The sequence below is a fragment of the Psychrobacter communis genome (assembly GCF_014836505.1).
Classification (GTDB): domain Bacteria; phylum Pseudomonadota; class Gammaproteobacteria; order Pseudomonadales; family Moraxellaceae; genus Psychrobacter; species Psychrobacter faecalis.
Genome location: NZ_JACSQR010000010.1, coordinates 49,417 through 69,301, shown reverse-complemented (window position 1 = coordinate 69,301; position 19,885 = coordinate 49,417). Strand labels below are relative to the sequence as shown.

At 44.0% G+C, this 19,885-nt stretch carries 17 protein-coding genes; 10 read left to right on the top strand and 7 right to left on the bottom strand.

From position 1 onward, the window contains the following. Nucleotides 1-87 precede the first annotated feature (87 nt). Entirely contained in the window at nt 88-348 is a 261-nt protein-coding gene (rpoZ, locus tag H9653_RS05505; RefSeq protein WP_068403827.1) for a DNA-directed RNA polymerase subunit omega, read from the top strand. A 51-nt stretch (nt 349-399) separates the two neighbouring features. Here the strand turns inward: rpoZ and H9653_RS05500 are convergent, their stop codons facing one another. Further along, a complete protein-coding gene (locus H9653_RS05500) occupies nt 400-567 on the bottom strand; it encodes a hypothetical protein (protein WP_191691042.1) in 168 nt (55 codons plus the stop codon). A gap of 230 nt (nt 568-797) precedes the next feature. Here H9653_RS05500 and H9653_RS05495 point away from each other — a divergent pair, with 230 nt between their 5' ends. The 4 genes from H9653_RS05495 (at nt 798) to H9653_RS05480 (ending at nt 7,385) form a co-directional block, all read left to right on the top strand. After that, nucleotides 798-2,987 (top strand): RelA/SpoT family protein, encoded by a 2,190-nt coding sequence (locus tag H9653_RS05495; RefSeq protein ID WP_191691040.1) that lies wholly within the window; start codon nt 798-800, stop codon nt 2,985-2,987. A 119-nt stretch (nt 2,988-3,106) separates the two neighbouring features. After that, nucleotides 3,107-3,487 (top strand): RidA family protein, encoded by a 381-nt coding sequence (locus H9653_RS05490; protein ID WP_191691038.1) that lies wholly within the window; start codon nt 3,107-3,109, stop codon nt 3,485-3,487. 150 nt (nt 3,488-3,637) lie between these two features. After that, complete coding sequence (locus H9653_RS05485) at nt 3,638-5,944, top strand: primosomal protein N' (protein ID WP_191691036.1); 2,307 nt, start codon at nt 3,638-3,640, stop codon at nt 5,942-5,944. 235 nt (nt 5,945-6,179) lie between these two features. Next, entirely contained in the window at nt 6,180-7,385 is a 1,206-nt protein-coding gene (locus H9653_RS05480) for a cation diffusion facilitator family transporter (RefSeq protein ID WP_191691034.1), read from the top strand. A 164-nt stretch (nt 7,386-7,549) separates the two neighbouring features. On the opposite strand, the gene H9653_RS05475 is transcribed toward H9653_RS05480, so the two are convergent. Then, nucleotides 7,550-7,864, bottom strand: a complete 315-nt coding sequence (locus H9653_RS05475; protein ID WP_191691032.1) for a hypothetical protein — start codon at nt 7,862-7,864, stop codon at nt 7,550-7,552. A 179-nt stretch (nt 7,865-8,043) separates the two neighbouring features. Between H9653_RS05475 and H9653_RS05470 the strand changes: the two genes are divergently transcribed. Together H9653_RS05470 and H9653_RS05465 are read left to right on the top strand one after the other, a co-directional pair. After that, complete coding sequence (locus H9653_RS05470) at nt 8,044-8,748, top strand: hypothetical protein (RefSeq protein WP_191691030.1); 705 nt, start codon at nt 8,044-8,046, stop codon at nt 8,746-8,748. A gap of 75 nt (nt 8,749-8,823) precedes the next feature. Then, the gene (locus H9653_RS05465) at nt 8,824-10,710 is read left to right on the top strand and encodes a monovalent cation:proton antiporter-2 (CPA2) family protein (protein ID WP_191691028.1); all 1,887 of its coding nucleotides are present in this window, start codon (nt 8,824-8,826) and stop codon (nt 10,708-10,710) included. Nucleotides 10,711-10,734: 24 nt separating this feature from the next. On the opposite strand, the gene H9653_RS05460 is transcribed toward H9653_RS05465, so the two are convergent. Next, entirely contained in the window at nt 10,735-11,664 is a 930-nt protein-coding gene (locus H9653_RS05460; protein ID WP_191691027.1) for a DUF2628 domain-containing protein, read from the bottom strand. A 389-nt stretch (nt 11,665-12,053) separates the two neighbouring features. Here H9653_RS05460 and trmB point away from each other — a divergent pair, with 389 nt between their 5' ends. From trmB to H9653_RS05445, 3 genes are all read left to right on the top strand, one after another. Continuing rightward, the gene (trmB, locus tag H9653_RS05455) at nt 12,054-12,854 is read left to right on the top strand and encodes a tRNA (guanosine(46)-N7)-methyltransferase TrmB (RefSeq protein ID WP_191691070.1); all 801 of its coding nucleotides are present in this window, start codon (nt 12,054-12,056) and stop codon (nt 12,852-12,854) included. Nucleotides 12,855-13,946: 1,092 nt separating this feature from the next. Beyond that, nucleotides 13,947-15,005: a recombinase RecA gene (gene recA, locus H9653_RS05450; RefSeq protein WP_191691025.1), complete on the top strand. Its 1,059-nt coding sequence runs from the start codon at nt 13,947-13,949 to the stop codon at nt 15,003-15,005. A gap of 40 nt (nt 15,006-15,045) precedes the next feature. After that, nucleotides 15,046-16,116, top strand: coding sequence for a regulatory protein RecX (locus tag H9653_RS05445; protein WP_191691023.1), 1,071 nt, complete (start codon nt 15,046-15,048; stop codon nt 16,114-16,116). A gap of 49 nt (nt 16,117-16,165) precedes the next feature. On the opposite strand, the gene H9653_RS05440 is transcribed toward H9653_RS05445, so the two are convergent. The 4 genes from H9653_RS05440 to H9653_RS05425 all read right to left on the bottom strand — a co-directional run bounded on the left by H9653_RS05440 (nt 16,166) and on the right by H9653_RS05425 (nt 19,811). Next, complete coding sequence (locus H9653_RS05440; protein ID WP_191691021.1) at nt 16,166-17,623, bottom strand: anion permease; 1,458 nt, start codon at nt 17,621-17,623, stop codon at nt 16,166-16,168. Between the two features lie 327 nt (nt 17,624-17,950). Continuing rightward, nucleotides 17,951-18,682 carry a YidB family protein gene (locus H9653_RS05435; RefSeq protein WP_191691018.1) on the bottom strand — a complete coding sequence of 244 codons (732 nt, stop codon included), beginning with the start codon at nt 18,680-18,682 and terminating at the stop codon, nt 17,951-17,953. Nucleotides 18,683-18,976: 294 nt separating this feature from the next. Further along, the gene (locus H9653_RS05430) at nt 18,977-19,435 is read right to left on the bottom strand and encodes a hypothetical protein (protein WP_191691017.1); all 459 of its coding nucleotides are present in this window, start codon (nt 19,433-19,435) and stop codon (nt 18,977-18,979) included. An 82-nt stretch (nt 19,436-19,517) separates the two neighbouring features. Beyond that, a complete protein-coding gene (locus H9653_RS05425; protein WP_068403808.1) occupies nt 19,518-19,811 on the bottom strand; it encodes an FAD assembly factor SdhE in 294 nt (97 codons plus the stop codon). Between the last annotated feature and the right edge of the window lie 74 nt (nt 19,812-19,885).

Sequence of the window (19,885 nt, the reverse complement as noted above, 5' to 3'; positions counted from 1 at the left end):
GCTATCCCCCTTTTATATTTTTGATATTATTTTTATTGAGTAACGGACAAGCGCCGTGACTGATAAAAACAACCGAGGTAGCTATTTATGGCACGAGTGACGATTGAAGATTGTTTGGATAATGTTGATAATCGCTTTGAGCTGATTTTGGTCGCCAGTAAGCGCGCCCGTCAATTGGCCAAAGGTATCGCTGAGCCGATGGTTGACGTCGATAACGACAAGCCTACGGTCTTGGCATTACGTGAAATTGCTGCCGGCAAAATCACCCGTGATATTTTAAATCAGCCAGAGCATAACTTTGCGACAAGCTCATTAGATTTGGCTTTGTCGGGCGATCATAGCTTTTAATATAGAGCTGTTTTTAGTAAAGCCTAACTTTTAGCAATAAGCACGACCACTTTATTCCGTGCTGACATTACTAAAAGATAAGAACCACAGCATCGGCTGTGGTTTTTTGGTTATGAAACGACTGATAACACCAAACGCTTGCCAATTATTGCGACCATTTATAGCGAAAATCATACCACTCAGGTAGAATTTTTTATTTTCTGCCTGACTTACGCGCATAAGAGTTGACATTGAGAACGATTTACGATTAATTAGAGGGTGGTCTGCCCTCTTTTCGCTTTGTGCGTTTTAAGTTAGTATGCTTTGACCTAATAGCTTACTCTTTTGCATAACCGCCGCTTATTCATCCAGCTATCATTTACCCAACAGTCCTGAACCCATTAAAAGTCCGTAGCCGACGAACCGTCCTGAACTGATAAATAGGTATTGGAAAATAGGATTACCACCTTATGACTCAAACCTTGCCCAAACTCAGTCATCCTTTAGTTGATGATGCTCAATACAACCTGCTGCGCTCAGTAGGTTATCTCACTGCGGCTGAACGTAGTGATATTATTGATGCCTGTGAGTTCGGTGATATAGCGCATATCAAAGATAAGCGTAAATCAGGGGAGCCTTATATCACGCATCCGATTGCCGTCGCCGAAATATTGGCAGGCTTTCGCTTGGATCGCGATACCATTATTGCGGCCATCCTTCATGATACGGTAGAAGATACCGAGGTTACCGCTGAAGATATTGAGCAGCGTTACGGTAAAATAGTGGCAAGACTGGTCGATGGCGTGACCAAATTAAAATCTTCAACCCATAACAAGCAAGAAAACAAAGCCGCCACCTTTCATAAAATCTTGACCGCTACCCTTGCTGACCCGCGCGTCTTGATTATTAAACTGGCTGACCGCTTGCACAATATGTCGACGCTCGATGCGGTACGTCCCGAAAAACAGCGCACCACAGCGCAAGAAACCTTGGATTTTTATGTACCCTTTGCGCGCTTGATGGGGCTCAATGACATTGCCGATTATATCGAAGTGCTTTGTTATCGTAATCTTGATTCTGATATGTATAACAAGCTGTCTGATAAGCTGCTGCAACATGGACTTGGGCGTAATTTTCAAAGAGAAGCCATTCATCGCTACTTGAGCATTGTGCTAAATAACCTTAATCTTAATGGCATGGTCAAAGTTTTAGACAATCGCGTGGTTATCTTCCGCCAATTTTTCCGTAATCGCGGTGAAATTAATGCGCTATTACGCCATTATGCGTTTGAGATAGTGCTTGATAACATCGAAGCTTGTGACAAGCTTGCTTATTATCTCATTAAAAAATACCAGATTGATGACAGTCATATCGCGGATAACATTCGTCGTCCGCTGCCCGGTGGCAATCAGTCGCTCACCCTTATTTATGAGCGTGACAATGACTTTGTTAAAGTCACCATCTTAACCAAGCAAATGCAAAACGCGGCAAGGCTTGGTGTTATTGGTGCTGAACACGCCTCTGATGTCAGCCAGTCAGTTATTCAAGCATCACTACGTAATATGAAAGACTTGGTTGACGAAGACACGTTAGATGCCGACAGTCCTGATTTTTCCGCAGCCGTTTCTACTATTAATGAGCTAATGGATTATCTACATTCAAGTAAAATCATCTGCTACAGTCCGCAAGGCCGCGCTTATGAGCTGCCCCAAGGCGCCACAGCCCTAGACTTTGCTTACGCCGTCGGTCCTATGGTGGGCAATGTCGCGGTCGGTGCCAATGTCGATAACAAACATGCAAAACTCGGGACGGTGCTAAAAAACGGGCAGTTGGTCGAGATTGAAGTCAGCAGTCATTCTGAGCCAAAGGCGGAATGGCTTGGCTTTGTGGTCACCAATAAAGCCCGCGTGGAGATTTTACGTTGGTTTAAAGACTTATCGCCCGCCGATAAACAACATCATGGCAGACAAGCTTTAGACCGTGCCCTAAAAACCTATCAGAAAAGCCTCGATGATTTAACCGAAAGTGATTGGAAAAACTTAACTGAATGGCGCGGTCTGACAGAAAAAAATGCCCTGTTTGAGCAAATTAGCTCAGGCACGTTGCTGCCGCAACTGGTGGTCACCCGTTTGTTTAGCGATGAAGTCAGTGATATGCAGTCGCAAGAAAGCGTTGATGATATGACCCAACCGCAACAATTGATTGTCAACGCTTCAGGTGTTGAGCTTGATTTTGCCAATTGTTGTCATCCGATTTATGGTGACCCTATCGTTGGCCATTTATCACGTCATGGTCTGGTTGTGCATCGCCATAAGTGTTTTTCGTTAGACGATATCCGTAAAGACAACCCTTATCAAGTTATCCAACTGCGCTGGCGTAATGATAAAGCCATTAAACAAGGCGACTCATCCGGGGAACATAACAGCAAAATTCGCTTCCCTGCTTATCTCAAACTCTCAATCGCCCTAAGCGACGAGCAAATCAGTGAAGTGATTTATCATCTGCGCCAGTTAAATATCGGGGTCGAAAAGGTCGACGTGCGTAGCAGCGACACTATTATTCATATCGTCGTGCGTAGCCGTAACCATTTGGCACAAGGCATTCGCGAGTTGCGTTCGCTACTTGGCTTCCCCAATATTATTAGGCTTTATCAATTATAAAAGCCGTTAAAATACATGTTAAAATCTATCCCTTTTAAAGACATTCAATGTTGAGCATTTATTATCGCCTGAAATTTTTGGCCAACTTTTTAACCAAAAAAACATCATAAGGAAATCATATGACCCGTCAAACCATTCAAACCGATAAAGCCCCAGCCGCCGTTGGTACCTATTCACAAGCGGTAAAAGTAGGCAATACTGTTTATATCTCCGGTCAACTGGGCTTTGACCCTGATACCATGGAGCTAAAAGAAGGCTTTGAAGCACAAGCCAAGCAAGTATTTGCAAACATCAAAGCCATCTGTGAGGCGGCCGGTGGCAGCTTAAATGATGTGGTCAAATTCAATGTCTCTTTGACCGATTTAAATGACTTTGCGGCGCTAAACGACGTATTTGTCGCTAACTTAAGCGAGCCATATCCTGCTCGTGCAGCGGTGCAAGTCGCCGCGCTACCTAAAGGCGGCGTGGTTGAAATTGAATCTATCATGTATATTGAATAAGACGATTATTGAGCGTCACTGAGTATTACTGGTTTATAATAAATGATAATAAGCTTAGCTTCATGCTAAGCTTATTTGTCTGTGCCTGTTTAGATTTGCGTTGTTGTTACTATCCTCTATTCATTCGAAAAAAGACTGCGAAGCCCAGTTATGTTGCTACAAGTTGCCCTACCCGTGCCCCTTTATCGGGTATTTGACTATCGCTTGCCGGCAAACACGCCGACATTAGCAAATGGCGCTGCCATGGCCCCCATGCCGCTACCACCGATTGGTAGCCGTGTTGAGGTACCTTTTGGTCGTCAAACCTTAATCGGTATTGTCATTGCTCATATTGAGGAAGCGGCTAGCGACGTACCGACGAATAAGCTCAAACCTATTAATAAATGCTTAGATGCTGAGCCCATTTTAGACAACAATATGCTAAAGCTGGCCCATTGGTTGGCGCGTTATTACCACTATCCGCTTGGTGACGTGTTAGCGGTGATGTTGCCAACTCTCGTACGCCAAGGTAAGCCGCTAGATTTACTGACTACCCATTGGCGAATCCTACCGCACGTCACTGATGATGATTTTCATAGCAATGCCAAAAAGCAGAAACAACAGTTTGAGATGCTTAAGTTACACGGCGAGCACGGCGCTAGTGAAGACGTATTATTATTAGAAGGTATGCAGCGACCTTTCTTAAAAGCGCTAGAAGCCAAAGGGCTTATCGAGCGCTATATCGAAGCGAAATCTGCGCCTGCGCCCGTTACTTTAGCAAAAATGCCGCTTGATCTAAATGAAGAGCAACAGCTTGCAGTCGATGGCATTATTGCGGCTCATGAAGCCAATCGCTACACGGGGTTTTTATTAAATGGCATTACCGGTAGTGGTAAGACTGAAGTCTACTTGCAGGCGATGCAAGCGGTATTAGAAGCTGGCAAGCAAGTATTGATACTGGTACCAGAAATTGGACTGACGCCGCAGACGCGCGCGCGCTTTGCCAGTCGCTTTGCCGCTCATATAGTCTTATTACATTCGGGTATGAACAATACCCACCGCTTGCAAGGTTGGCAAGACTGCCGCACCGGTCGCGCGCAAATCATTATTGGCACGCGCTCAGCGGTGCTGTATCCGTTTGCGAATTTGGGCTTAATTGTCGTCGATGAAGCGCATGATGGTTCTTATAAACAGCAAGATACGTTGCGCTATCATGCTGCTGACGTCGCGCTGTATCGCGGCCTGCAAGCCAATATTCCCGTCGTACTTGGTACTGCGACTCCTTCGCTTGAGCATCTAAAACTGGTCGATGATGGCAAGCTTATCGAATACCAACTGCAAACTCGCCCTGGTAACGCCAAACCTGCAACCATGCAGCTGATTGATGCACGCCAGCAAAGCACCCATCAACAGACGACAGACGAAGGCGCACGTTATGATACTGGACTAACCGATGCGCTGATTGGGGCGATACGGCAAACGCTAGAAGCGGGCGACCAAGTATTGATATTTTTAAATCGCCGCGGCTATGCGCCCGTTTTGCTATGCGAAGCGTGCGGTTGGCAAGCCGATTGCCCGCGCTGTGATGCGCATTTGACCGTGCATTATAATAGCCAATCGCAATCCAATTCCTATTCAAACAGCCCTTATTTAAAATGCCATCACTGTGATTGGCAAGCCTATATCCCAACGGTTTGCCCTGATTGTGGCAGTCAAAATTTGGACGCCAAAGGTATCGGAACGACGAGGCTAAGCGAAAATTTGCATGCAATTTTTGCCAATCCACAAACCAGCAAAGAGTTGTACCCCATTATCCAAATCGATCGCGATACTACTAGAGGTAAAGATAGCTGGGAGAATATTTATCAGCGTATCAATGAAGGCAAACCTGCCATCTTAGTCGGCACGCAAATGGTCGCCAAAGGTCATCATTTTCCCAACGTCACGCTTGTCTGCTTGCCTAATGCCGATCGCGGTTTTTTGTCCGCCGACTTTCGCTCGCCAGAGCATACCGCCCAGCTCATGATTCAAGTGGCAGGCCGTGCTGGTCGCGGGGACAAATCGGGGCGCGTGCTTATTCAAACGCTGCAACCCGATAATGCGCTGTTATTAAAATTGGTAAAAGACGGTTATTTGTCTTTTGCACGCGAGCTACTACAAGAACGTAAAATGATGGGCTTGCCGCCGCATAGTTATGCTGCCCTAATACGCTGCGAAGGTAAAACGTTAGCTGCCACCACGCAAGCGCTAAAAGATGCCGTTGGTATTCTTCCAAATGCTCATAATCTTGCTGTTCTCGGCCCTATCGATGCGCCGATGAGTAAAAAGAACAGTCGCTACCACGCGCAATTACTGCTATTAGGCAAAGACCGACAGCAATTACATAGGGTACTCAATCACTGGTGGCAACCTGTACTTGCTTTGCCAAGCGCCAAATATCTAAAACTGACCTTAGATATCGACCCTGTCGGCTGGTAAACGTTCAATCTTAAAACACACCTCGCCAGTTTTAATTATCTCTCTATATATTGCTGTCAATAAAGAACGCTAGCCAAAATTCGCCTTATATCGTTTACTGCCTAGATACAGCAAGCCTTTAGTAAATGTGCTAAATTCTCTATAACTGTCTGGTTATGAACAGCAAGTCCAACTTTACAAGCAATTAAAGCTTTATAAACCCTCTATTTCACCTTTTATTATCCCGAGTATTGTTATGAATCAAGAGCGCCCGAAATCTAAACAACATGACCATTCTCATCAGAATGCGGCGATTGATACCCATAAACATGCTCAAAATCATGCAGATAATAGTAATATTCAAGACAGATATACCAAGGATAATCAACACCATCATGACCACGATGAGCATCTAGAAGAGACGGTTGCACCGCGCGATACCAAGGGTTATCAGCGCACTTTGCTGTTTAGCTTTATCATCATTACAGGCTATATGTTTGTCGAAGCCATTGGCGGCTGGCTCACGGGTAGTTTGGCGCTGCTGTCTGATGCTGGTCATATGCTCAGTGACGCGGTAGCGCTTGGCGCGACGTTAATGGCCTTTAAAATTGGTGAAAAAGCCGCCACCCATCAAAAAACCTTTGGCTATAAACGCTTTGAGATTTTGGTGGCGACGGTCAATGGTGCAACGCTGGTTATTATTGCCATCATGATTTTTTATGAGGCGATTAAACGCTTTAACTCGCCGCCTGAGATTGCGACCCAAGGGATGCTTATTGTTGCGACCATTGGTATGCTGGTCAATATTGTGGTCGCTTGGCTGATGCATCGCGGCAGTCGCGGCACTGATACGCATGGGCATGCACATAGTCATAGCCATGGCGACAATCATGTACAGCAAGATGGACAAGCTGAAGCTAAAGCACCAGTTAATTTAAATATGCAAAGTGCTTATTTGCACGTATTAAGTGACTTAATGGGTTCGGTTGCCGCTATCGTTGCCGCGCTTTTGATGATGAGCTTTGGCTGGGTTTGGGCAGATGCGGCAGCGTCAGTCATTGTGGCCATATTGATTTTATTTAGTGGTTATCGCGTGGTACGTGATTCGGTACATATCTTGATGGAGGGCACACCAGAAGGCATCTCACTGGTAGAGGTCGAAGATAAACTACTTACCCATCCACAAGTCCAAAAAGTCCATGACCTACATGTTTGGAGTATCACCAGCGGTCTCAACGCCCTATCGTGTCACGTGGTCGTCGATGGTGAAATGAGTATTTATGAATCGAGTATCTTGATTGCCAGTTTAGAGCAGAGCCTTCTTGAGCTTGATATTCACCATGCGACCATTCAGGTTGAAAGCTTAGCGCATCCGCAAACCAAAACCCATAGCGACGCCTTAGTCTGCAATATCTCCCAGCAGGCGACTGATAGCAATAGTCATATTGGTCACAACCATTAGGCATGATTTTAGGTAAGATTTCTAAGACACTAAACTTTAAACATTAGCTATTAATAAGCCAGATACGACATATCAAAAACAATGCCCTTCTTATAACAATCAATTAAAACTAACCATCCATTAAAACCAACTATCCATTAAAACGTCGTCTATTTATGTTTCATTTATAAGCGACGTTTTGTCAAATAGTACTTTATTAAGTAATGGCAATAACGCAGCACAAAACAAACGAACCAAACTGCTGTTATGAGCCAAATACTCAGCCCCAGTCCCAACAGCGTCATGCGAATCCAAAAATCTAGCGCGCCGTCCATAAACTGTGGCAGATAAACCGGTCCCATATTTGACGCCAGTAGCAACCAAAATCCAAATACTAGCGCCAATCCTGCACCGGTAATTTTTAAAACCACTCTACTAATATTTTTTAATAAGCTCCGCCGATTATGATGATTTAGGAAGTATTTAGAGCCATTATCCATAAAAACAGCGCCTAAGAAAAAGGTTTAATTTTAAACAAGCTTATATCAGGCGGCTTTTTTCATTGTAATAGGATGTTAAAAATCATGGGAAATTTAACCGCGTCGCCATATTTTTTATCTAAATTCTGTATACTTAAAGCTGAAACGCCCAATTTGCCACTACTGGATTATTTTCTGCCATGTCGAGACGCTCAGCTCCTTTCGTTGCTCCAAGCTACATTGTTGACCCTATCTCAAGCGAGGGTAAAAAGCATGCCAAAGCATTGCTATCGACGCTGCAAGAAGATATTGCCAGCTTTCGAGATGAGCAGTTTCCGCCTGATATTTTGCGGCAAATTCGTGATATGCCGATTTATGAAGGCAATTTAGCCGAAGTCCAAGCTTATCAGCAGCGTTGGCACAGTCTGCTTGAGCGCGCGATGGCATTTTATCCGGCGGCCAATCTACCACCCGACTATTTGCCTTTGCCCGCCAGCCTTGAGATACCGCAGTTTATTTATCATGTGCAAAGGTTACATCTGACCAAGACCCGCGCCAAAGAATCCAAAAGTTTTGGCTCGGTCGGGGCGCTGACCGATAAATGTGGCGATTATAGTGCCGATGAAATCGCCCGTATGAGTGCCGTATTTGACAATGATGATGAGGCACGTTTGGTGGCGCATCGTGAATTTATTGATTTGCGCGCATATGTATTTTGCCGCAATACCAAGGGCGAGATGCTAGAGCCTGAGCGCGTACGCTTTTACCGCACGGGGCTTATCGTTCATGCCCTACCTGATTTTAAAATCGTCGACAGTCGTCAGACCCCGCGGAAACGCCGTAACGATGCTTATAGCAATCCGCTGGCAGACAATGGCGTATGGAAGATTTATCGTAAAAAATAAACGATGTTCAAAAATTTTGATTACTGATCTACACTGTTTTACTGCTTATTTTATCATTACCGCTAAGGATTCCAGATGCTCGCTGCCGCCGCCGGCTCACCAAACTTGATGTTACAAGCTACGATTTTCTTAGGGGCAGCGCTGCTGTTTGTACCACTCGGCAAGCGTTTCGGTATTGCGACGGTGTTAGGGTATCTGATTACTGGCTTGATATTGGGCCCCAGTGGTTTAGACGTTGCAGGCGACGCCGAGAGCTTATTGCACTTTTCTGAGTTCGGCGTGGTCATGCTGTTGTTTATCATTGGTCTTGAGTTGCAGCCTTCACGATTATGGGCGCTACGGCGTTCGATATTTGTCCTCGGGGGCTTACAAGTCGGTCTGACAGGCATGCTATTGATGTGGCTGTTACACCAGTTTTTTACCTTGCCGCTTGATACCGCTTTTATCGTTGGCTTTGGTTTAGCCTTGTCGTCGACTGCCTTTGTGCTACAAATCTTGACGGAAAAACAGCAGCTTTCTAGTACCCATGGCCGTGAAGCCTTTACCATTTTATTATTCCAAGATATCGCTGTTATCCCTTTGTTAGCCGTCATTCCATTTTTATCAGGGGTGCGCGAACAAAGCTACGATTTGATTTATTTTGGTAAAGTATTTGCCGTTTTTGCCGGACTTATCTTTGCTAGCCGTTATATCATTCGACCTTTCTTTAAATTTGTGGCATCTAGCGGTGCTTCAGAACTTTTAACCGCTGTCGCTTTATTTATCGTCATGGGCGTGTCTATTTTAATGGGGCAAATTGGCCTATCGATGGCATTGGGTGCGTTCTTGACTGGCGTATTGCTGGCGGATTCTGAATATCGTCACGAGCTAGAAGCCAGTATTGAGCCGTTTAAAGGCTTGCTGTTAGGGCTGTTTTTTATGTCGGTCGGCATGCTCACCGATGTCAAACTCATCTTAGCAAAGCCTATCTTTATTATTGGCTGCGCTATGGCGTTGATGGTGATTAAATTTGCGGTGATTACCGCCATTGCAAAAGTATCGGGCAATCGCTGGCCGACCAGTATTCGTTTGGGAGTTACCCTCGCTCAAGGTGGTGAGTTTGCCTTTGTATTATTCAGTGTGGCAAGCGCGCAAAATGTCCTACGCCCCGAACTTGGCAACACCCTAAACCTTATCGTCACCATCTCCATGGCGCTCACGCCACTGGCATTTTTACTCTTAGAAAAAATCGGTGAACCGCTCTTTGCCAAAAGAAAGCCCAGCCGCGAGTACGATACCATTCCCGACGATGAGCATCAGGTAATTATTGCTGGTTTTGGTCGTGTCGGTCAGATTATCGGTCGCGTGCTGCGCATGCACAACATCGAATTTACAGCGATTGAGCGCTCGGCAAATCGCGTTGATTTTGTGCGTAAATTTGGTAACCAAGTCTATTATGGCGATCCAAAAAACCCCGAGATTCTACGCGCCGCCGGTATCAAAAAAGCACGCGTTTTTATCCTTGCCATCGACGATGTAGAGCGCTCTATTACCACCGCTCAATATTTGCGTAAAAACTATCCTGATATGATTGTCTTAGCACGCGCCCGTGACCGCCAGCATTATTACCGTTTGCGTGAAGTCGGCGTCCGTCATATTTGGCGTGAGACCTATTTATCGTCTTTAGATATGTCGCGTGAATCATTACAGCTACTTGGTATCTCAGCAGAAAAAGCGCGCGAGACTGTCCAAACTTTCCGTAATTATGACGATGACTTGATCGAGCGCCAGCAAGCGATTTATGGCGACGAAGCCAGTATGATTGAATCGGCACAATCAGCCATAGCGGAGCTTGAGAGCTTATTTGATGAAGATATCGATAAAGCCCGTAAAATGGATTTGACGGACTTTTATGACGCGCTAAAAAGCCAATCCATACCCGCCGATGAAAAAGACAATCTGACCGCTGACTCTAAAAACTAACGGCTATTATATTTTTATCGTTTATTAATCCTCGCTACAGCCTTTAGGCGCCTGCCTTTTATTTAGCGAGGTTGTACAGCGCCAATTATCGCTATCGCGCAGATGATAAAAAACCAGCGTCTGCTCATTTAAATAACGTAATGGAAATTTGACGTTTTGAATGGTAGCGATAACTGCACAATCGGTGTTTGTCACGCCAGCAGCTTTAGTATCAACCGCGATATTGACTTGCTGCGTACCCATATCTAAAGGCAGCTTAAGCGGACACTGTCCTGTTTGCCGATAGCTAAGCGCCACACGATTTTGTGCCGTTTTAGCAGTATCATAGGTATCAAATAACACTTCATTTTCTTTAGGCTTAGCGACAATGGGTAAAAACTGTACCTTTATTACCATTAACGCAAAAGCAAAAAATCCAAAGCCTAAGCCCAAGCCAAATAGACTGACCCCGCCTTCCTTTTTTAAATGCGCTTTTTGCGCCGCTTCATCGCGTGGATAATCATTGATAGCATCCGCAATCTCGCGCCGTGCCATGCGATAATAATAAGCATCCGTCCAACGTGCCACCATAAACGACCAAAACAGCCAAATCAGCGCCGCGATAGCGACCCGTATGCCCATCTGATACGCATCGGCAATAAAAGGCATCGCCACAAACTCAAACGCTACCAATATCAGCGCCACATTCAGTTGAATAAATGACCAACCTGCGACACTATATACAATCGCATCCATATAGCGCTTGCGATACAACAGCCAAGGAAAGGTGACAAAGAACGCCGCCCAGTGCCATTTAGGCGATAGGTAGCCTTGCTCATCAAACTCCTTAAAGCGCTTAAGATAATACGACTGGCTACGCTGACTGATAAACCATTTATCCAGTTGTTCGCGTTTAGCAGCGCTCAGCTGTTCTTGATAAAACGGTGGCGGCGAATCCGTCTCGATAAATAACATGGTGATAGGCCTTACTGATTATTAAGCATAAATATTAACGCGCGGATTTATATATCGTTTTTTTATCTAACGTTTCTTATTAAGTGGTTATTTTTAAACCCTTATTTTTAAAACATGCTGGCTATATGATAACGCCAAAAGCCCTGCGTAGAAAACCCATATATATGAAACCTATATATACAAACAGCCTATAAAGTTATAAGCGTTATGGCTGGTGCGCTAAAACTGTATTGTGCGTTCACAGTGGTGACGATTTCACTTATAATGAGGCAACTTTATCTACTTAATTAAGCTTTGTTAATCCTATGAGTCAACATCCTAAGCACAATGACATCAATAGTAGTAGTAACGATACGACTGATGCGCAAAACCCCAATACCGCTGATACCATGAACACAGAAATGCAAACCGCTTCTAACATCAATACTGATAACGTGGATGTAGATACTGATGCCAGCAGTCAGACTGAAGAGTCAACGGACAAGCACATTCGTATCGTTAATACCTTTATGAAGCGCCGGACGCACATGAATAAAAATGCCGAGCTAGCATTGACTGCGCCAGAATTTGCGCATTACTTGGTCAATAACAGTTTCGGAGATGGCAATCTTGAGGGCATTAACGATTTACGCGCGTTATTTGCAGATAGCCCGAATGGCAGTGATGCGCCGCTGACTTTAGAGATTGGTTTTGGCCTAGGCGATTCGTTTATCGAGATGGCCGCCGCAGAGCCGACGCGCAATTTTGTTGGTGTTGAAGTCCATGAGCCAGGTATCGGTAAATGCGCCTATATGGCAGGGACGCAAGGGTTAACCAACGTTAAAATCATCAACGGTGATGCCATCCAATTGCTCAAGCAGCTACCAGAAAATCATATCGACCGCATTCAGCTTTACTTCCCTGATCCGTGGCAAAAAAAGCGCCACTACAAACGCCGTTTTGTCAGTCCTGAGCGCATGACAATTGTTACGCGCAGCTTAAAACAAGGCGGCTGGTTCCATACGGCGACCGACTGGGAACATTATGCCTTTTGGATGGTTGAGGTTTTAGATGCTTTTGCTGGACTGACCAATCAAGCAGGCGCTGGTAATTTCACCGACCGTCCTGACTTTCGTCCAATGACTAAGTTTGAGCGCCGCGGTTTAGAGCGCGGACACGGCGTTTGGGATTTGATCTATATCAAGGATTAGGCTTGGTAGCGTAACCCTAGCATTCCTGCACGATAGCGGCTAAGATACTAATAACGTACTTAGCCGTTTTTTTATGCCAATTCATTTTTCCGCTTTTAGCTGAATTTTGCTACTTTTAGCATAGCCCTTGACATATAAGGCTTTGCATGTCGTTTTCAAGATGTTTAGCCATTCAAGGCTGTTATTGAATTCCCTGTAGGCGCAGGCATTATGTGAAACATAGGCGTAACAGAACAATTTTTTTATTAGATTTAAAGTTGCAAAAATAGAAATCATCAATATTTCGCCTCTCCCTCGGATTTCATGTCTGCGCAAACATCGGTAACATAAGGGTTTGCGGAGTTCTCCCCATAAGCTGTGGATAACCCTGTGTATAAGTCGCTACTTGACAAGCATTTCCTTAGATAGCTTAAAGGGTTAGGTAAAATCGTTCATTTTTTGTACAATTTTAAAAACCTTATAAATCAGTAGCTTACGACGTATTTGAAAGATAAATAATATATTTTTAATTTTTTTCAAATTAATTTAAAGCCTATCAATGTTTCACAACCTACAAATAAAAATACTTTTTTTATTGTGGACAACTCATAAAACTATTGACAAATCATCCGTTTATCACGTCCAAAACTATATGCAAAGCATGATTATTTCATAATAAAAGCAGGACAATAATAGGCGACATTAACTGTCGTTTAGCCGCTTACTACGCTAAATATTGGGCTTGGTATTTGTTATAATAGTCTTATCTAAACAATAGCGATATAACACAGGATAGCGCGACCAGTATCGCAAAGATAAACCTACAGCCATCGTTATGGCAAATGAGCATTAGCGTCTATGAACTTTTTTTTGCTTTTATCATGATTCGTTTTTACTGTATAGTAAGGTGATATAGCCGATATCACTGTCTTAAACCCACTATAACCCTCTATCTCAAACTTGCCAAATGTGTCGTTTACTGATGATGAAAGTCGTGAGTGATTTCACTGAGCAAGTCGTTATTTAATAAACGCTTTAAACCTATCGTTTTAAATGCCACGTTTGACATAACCAGACCATTTTATATTTATTATTTTTCACAAGGAGTCCTACATGGACGAAAATAAAGCCAAAGCCCTCAAAGCGGCATTAGGTCAAATTGAAAAGCAATTTGGTAAAAACACTATTATGCATCTTGGTGACGAGTCAGCCACGCTTGACGCCGATGTGGTTTCTACCGGCTCATTGGGTTTAGATATCGCGCTTGGTATCGGTGGTTTGCCAAAAGGTCGTATCATTGAGATTTACGGTCCTGAAAGCTCTGGTAAAACTACCATGACCTTGCAAGCGATTGCCGAATGCCAAAAACAAGGCGGCGTTTGTGCCTTTATCGATGCTGAGCATGCCCTTGACCCAGTTTACGCCCGTAAACTTGGGGTAAATACGGACGATTTACTCGTGTCACAGCCAGACAATGGTGAGCAAGCACTTGAGATTACCGATATGTTGGTGCGCTCAGGGGCAGTTGATATGATTGTCATCGACTCAGTCGCAGCGCTGACCCCGCGAGCAGAAATCGAAGGAGAAATGGGCGACTCGCACATGGGCTTGCAGGCACGTTTGATGAGCCAAGCACTGCGTAAAATCACTGGTAATGCCAAACGCTCGAACTGTATGGTGGTCTTTATTAACCAAATCCGTATGAAAATCGGCGTTATGTTTGGTAGTCCTGAAACCACAACCGGTGGTAATGCACTAAAATTCTATGCGTCCGTACGTATGGATATCCGCCGTATCGGGGCGGTGAAAAATGGCGATGATATTATCGGTAACCAAACCCGTGTCAAAGTCATCAAAAACAAAATGGCGCCGCCATTCCGCCAAGCTGAATTTGAAATCACTTACGGTGAAGGTACCAACCATCTAGCAGAAGTGATTGATTTGGGCGTTGAGATTGGCGCAGTTGGCAAAGCAGGCTCTTGGTACAGCTATGGCGATGAAAAAATTGGCCAAGGTAAAGCCAATTCGGTACTGTTTTTAAAAGAAAACCCTGCAATTGCTGAAGAGATCGAAGCTAAAATTCGGGCTGAAAAACTCGGAGTAGTCGACCCTAATAAAGCTCCAGACGAGGAAGATCCTGAACAAGACTTTGCTCCTGAGCCTGTGCAATAATAGATTTTTTGTAGAATATGATTGTCTATCATGATTGATTATGAAAATTAAAACCTTAGCTGAAATACTCGCTGAGTCGGAAGCCGATTCAGCGAGTGCTACTCCTGCCAAATCCAAAAAGTCTACCAACTCCTCTGAGTCTTTCAAACACACTCAGAGCTCCTATCCAGACAAGCCTAGAAAAACGGCTAAACGTACGACTTATACAAAAAAAGAAGCAACACCTTTACAGGACGATGCTATAACGGATATAGACTCGCTTGCCTCTTCTTCCTCTTATAATAAAAAATCTTATAAAAACAAAAAGCGCAAAAAAAGCTTTCATCCAGCGGCAAATTTCATTCCTGAGCCTAATAACGTACCTTCCTATCAGCCCCCAGAAGCGCAAAGCATTAAACAGCTACTTGCCGAGGTTAAGCATGATGTTCATGATAGCGAAGATAATGAGCATACAGATAGCAATATTGCTAACGGTCATAGTGAATTAAACCATCAAGCTAATAATCAAACAGACAACCTACCTGCAGCGCTTAAAGCCTATTTGCGTACGCCTGAGCAACGGCAAGCGGATATCGACGCCATCAAAGCCGAAAGCCGTTTGCGCTGGTTGGCATTTTATTATTTGTCACGCCGTGAATACGGCAAAGCCGAGCTGAAACAAAAGCTGCTAGACAAAGAGCAAGACCCCGATAAAATCGATGCTCTACTTGATGAGTTTGCAGAAAAAGGCTATCAAAGCGATTATCGTACCACGCTGATGCTGATACGAGAAAATATCCGTAAAGGACGCGGACGCGCTCGTATTAAGCAAGAGTTCTATCATAAAAAGATAGCCATGCCTGGCAATATTGATGAGCTGATCGACATGGCCAATGCCGAATCGGAAGAATTTAGTGAATTTATCGATGAGGATACCGATAACTTAGTCGAAGGCGTCGATTGGCTAAAACTTGCGGTCACCGCCCGTACCAAAAAATATGGCGATGACATCCCCACTGAGCAAAAAGACAAAGCACGCCAGCTACGATTTTTGCAATATCGTGGCTTCAATACCGATATCTGCTTTGAGGCGTTAAATTATACGTTAGGTACCTTAGATGAGCGCTTCTAACCAATTTGAGCAAACTCATCGATGATTCATAATATTGTCAGTCTATTTATCAATAATAACCAAGCAGTTTCCACCAAATCAAACCTGCGCCTATCCATACCACAAGATTGACCACACTCATGATGGCGCCAATAATCCACCACTCTCCTAGGGTCACATAGCCCGAGTTAAAAATAACCGGCGCCGTACCTGTTGCATAATGGGTCAACGTCATCATGATATTGCCTGCTGCTGCTAAAATAAGCGCATATAACATTGGCGGCGCGCCTAGGCTTAACCCTACGGCATAAAAAGCAGCAAACAAGGCGGTAATATGGGCGGTGGTACTGGCAAAAAAGTAATGAATATACAAATAAACCAATGTTAAAATCACCACAGCGCCGATCCAGCCGACGCCTATTACGCCAATCATTGATTCGATGTTGCTTGAGAACCAGCTAACCAAGCCTAATTTATTGAGGTAAGACGCCATCATAATCAGGGCCCCAAACCATACGATGGTATCCCATGCTGATTTTTCTTTAAGCACGTCATCCCATGTTAATACGCCTGTCAGTATGAGCGCCGTCAAACCGATAAAAGCAGTGGTTGTCGCATCGACACTTAATTGTTCACCAAAGATTAGTGCTGGAATATTGGCCCACAATATCAGCATCAAGGCAAAGACACCCAACATGATTTTTTCCTGCGTGCTCACCTGCCCCATCTCGCTTAGATTGTCTTTAGCAAACTGTTTGGCATCTGGGGTGACTTTGACATCGGGCGGATAAATCAGATAAATAACCAACGGCATCAATAATAAACACAGCATCCCCGGTATAAACATCGCCACTGCCCACGTCGTCCATGACAGCTGAATCTCACTCCCTGTGGCTTTATTGACCAAATCTACCACCAATGGGTTTGGCGCGGTGGCGGTAATAAACATACCGGATGTAATCGGGTTGGCGTGATAATTCACCATCGCTAGATAACGGCCAATATTATTTTGCGTGCCTTCTTCTGGCGTTGAATGAAAGCTTTGCGCAATTGACCGCATAATGGGGTGAATAATCCCGCCACCACGAGCGGTATTAGAAGGGGTAATCGGCGCTATCATCAGCTCCGCTGCGCTCAACGAGTAAGCAACGCCAATGGTCTTTTTTCCAAATATCGAGATGAAGTAATAAGCAATACGCCGACCCAGACCGGTTTTTATAAGTCCTCGCGATATCATCACCGCAATACCGATGAGCCAAATCAGTGGACTTGAATAGCTCGATAAGGCATCAGCGATGGCGTCTTTTGGACTGTCATTAGTCACCCCAGTCAGCGCCACCAACATAACGGCGATAATGGCAATCGCCCCGATGGGCAAGACTTTACCGATAATGGCAACAATGGTGGCGATGAATAAGGCCAGCATATGCCACGCTTCTGGTGTTACCCCATTTGGTACAGGAATCACAAACCAGATAATCAAACCAACTAAGATGGCAATTGCTGCTTGGATAGGCTTAAATGGCATGAGTAATATCCTTGTAAAATACTTATACCTTTATATCGCATGACTTTATATAAAGCTTTTTAAAGAAACTGGGTAATAACATGCAAAGCTATGAAGTAGCCTTAAATAAATTATACCGTTATCATAAATTTTTTTGAATCTTCTTAGCGACTTTAGTCACGGTTCTTAACATATCTATTTTTTTAGCACTCAACTCACATAGAAAACTCTGCGCCCTTATCGCGTTAGAATGTAAGTATTTTTGCTAAGCTAAAACAAAAAAAAGAGCGCATGTATATGCACTCTTTTCTTAATGACGGAAAGGAAGATTTATAAAGGACAATTACTTTACTTTAATGTGCCTAAACGATTTGATAACTGATTGATAATTTGGTCAATCTCTTCATTGGCTTCAGGTTCATTTTCCAAATTGCCATTTGGCGTTAATTGATTCATAACCTCAGGCAGTAGCTCAGCCAGACCTTGGCGGACTTCCATCTCATTTGCGCCGGTATACGCCGCTACCTGCTGAATCTCACTTTCATCAAATAAACGCGTAATCTCATTAGGATCAAGATTATCATTGACCTCTTGGTTACTCATCCAAGAACGCGCTTGATTCTCGTAACCCATGCCAGTGATTTTTGATAAAGCGCCACTCAAACCACCATTGCGTTTGATCCAACTGAGTACCATCGGCATCAATGCGGCGATCAGCATACCTTTACCACCAAAGCCCGCGCGCGAGGTTCGACCGCTACCCATTTGACCACTTAAGACGCTACCTAAAACATCGCCAAGTCCACCTGTGCCTGCGCTCATACCGCCGCGCTGGTTTGCGCCCGTAAGCCCGCCGATGATGTCATCTAAACCAAAACCATTATCTGCTGAGCGGCGCTCATACTGCTGCGGATTGTAAGGTGCGGGTTGATGACCGCCACCAAGTACGCTACCCAATATGTCACCAAGTCCGCCAGTGCGGCGCGGATTAATACGTTGGTTGACCGGATTGCGTTGTCTGTCCTCTGGATCCATGGCACTGCGCGCCACTTGACTGACTAAATTTCCTAATAAGCTCATGATATCGTCCTTTTATTATAAAAATGTATCGTCAAATATCTGATTTAATTTACTCATTTAAATAAATTCTCGCCACATACTAGAGCAAATCCTTAAATAATAAGACAAATAAGAGTTTGACGATTATCTCCACTATAGCAAAACCGTTACCTAGCTTAGATAGACGTTTTGTTATGGCATGTAGCGGCATGTTAGTGATTGAAAGGAAGAAATGAGAGGTAGGAAAAGATATATAAAGAAATGCAGCATATAGATGATGCTACTTATATTATTTTCTTAACGCATAGTCTTTATTTACGTCGTTTTAGCAGAAACGCTATTGGCTAAAATAGACAATTTGTGCCATTGCTCGGCGCTGACTTGATCCCGAAATATCGCGACTGCTAAAGGGCGCTGATAAGGCTCTTTGACAATAAATTTAAAGCATATCACCCAAGAATAGCTGCTGATTGCGATCAACTCAGCTTGCCACAAGTTATCGCCGCGACTGCTTCGCATCAGTAGTTGCCAATGTTGATACATGCTCTTATTTAAGGGCGGCTGGCTTAGATGCAGTAAAATCGGTCGCGATAGCGCTAAATAGCTTAGGGCAGCGGCACTTACAATCAATATGAGTACATACTGCCACAACGCCAATGACGCAAGCGCTGCCAATATCAGCAGCGCACTGGCCAAAAGCAGATAAAACATCAAACGTATACGGCTCGCAGGCTGGATTGGCGCGTCGATACGTAAGGAGCTTAGCAATGTCATCGTTAGCATCCAAGCAGGATTTTATGTATTCAAAGCCTCTATCTAAAAGGCTGGTATTTTGAAAAAACCTCAATGGTTACGTTTAACTTTTACTATGACGCCATGTTTTAATTTTATTAACCAAATCCCATATCGCTGCATTTTCTGGACGGCTTTGGTTGGTAAAATAATCCAATAAATCTGGGTCTTCATGGGTCAGCATTTCTGCGAAAGTCGCCTGTTCACTCGGGTCAGCAGTTAAATATAACTCTTTAATATAAGGATCAATATAAAAGTCCAATTCTTTTAAGCCACGGCGTGCTTGATAAATAATGCGGCGTTGCTCAAGAGTGGGTTCTGGTTGCTTGTTTGGCTCTGGTTGATTGCTAATCGTCATAAAAATATTCCCATAGGTTTAAATGGCATTTAACTAAATATACGTTAAATAAATAGTAAGGTTAATAAATAATA

Bases quoted from the DNA above. Each gene is read 5' to 3' on its own strand.
- H9653_RS05490 (WP_191691038.1), top strand. From the start codon at position 3,107: ATGACCCGTCAAACCATTCAAACCGATAAAGCCCCAGCCGCCGTTGGT.
- H9653_RS05475 (WP_191691032.1), bottom strand. From the start codon at position 7,864: ATGGATAATGGCTCTAAATACTTCCTAAATCATCATAATCGGCGGAGC.
- H9653_RS05460 (WP_191691027.1), bottom strand. From the start codon at position 11,664: ATGTTATTTATCGAGACGGATTCGCCGCCACCGTTTTATCAAGAACAG.
- H9653_RS05440 (WP_191691021.1), bottom strand. From the start codon at position 17,623: ATGCCATTTAAGCCTATCCAAGCAGCAATTGCCATCTTAGTTGGTTTG.
- H9653_RS05480 (WP_191691034.1), top strand. From the start codon at position 6,180: ATGAATCAAGAGCGCCCGAAATCTAAACAACATGACCATTCTCATCAG.
- H9653_RS05425 (WP_068403808.1), bottom strand. From the start codon at position 19,811: ATGACGATTAGCAATCAACCAGAGCCAAACAAGCAACCAGAACCCACT.
- H9653_RS05430 (WP_191691017.1), bottom strand. From the start codon at position 19,435: ATGACATTGCTAAGCTCCTTACGTATCGACGCGCCAATCCAGCCTGCG.
- rpoZ (WP_068403827.1), top strand. From the start codon at position 88: ATGGCACGAGTGACGATTGAAGATTGTTTGGATAATGTTGATAATCGC.
- H9653_RS05485 (WP_191691036.1), top strand. From the start codon at position 3,638: ATGTTGCTACAAGTTGCCCTACCCGTGCCCCTTTATCGGGTATTTGAC.
- H9653_RS05435 (WP_191691018.1), bottom strand. From the start codon at position 18,682: ATGAGCTTATTAGGAAATTTAGTCAGTCAAGTGGCGCGCAGTGCCATG.
- H9653_RS05470 (WP_191691030.1), top strand. From the start codon at position 8,044: ATGTCGAGACGCTCAGCTCCTTTCGTTGCTCCAAGCTACATTGTTGAC.
- trmB (WP_191691070.1), top strand. From the start codon at position 12,054: ATGAACACAGAAATGCAAACCGCTTCTAACATCAATACTGATAACGTG.
- recA (WP_191691025.1), top strand. From the start codon at position 13,947: ATGGACGAAAATAAAGCCAAAGCCCTCAAAGCGGCATTAGGTCAAATT.
- H9653_RS05495 (WP_191691040.1), top strand. From the start codon at position 798: ATGACTCAAACCTTGCCCAAACTCAGTCATCCTTTAGTTGATGATGCT.
- H9653_RS05445 (WP_191691023.1), top strand. From the start codon at position 15,046: ATGAAAATTAAAACCTTAGCTGAAATACTCGCTGAGTCGGAAGCCGAT.
- H9653_RS05465 (WP_191691028.1), top strand. From the start codon at position 8,824: ATGCTCGCTGCCGCCGCCGGCTCACCAAACTTGATGTTACAAGCTACG.
- H9653_RS05500 (WP_191691042.1), bottom strand. From the start codon at position 567: ATGCGCGTAAGTCAGGCAGAAAATAAAAAATTCTACCTGAGTGGTATG.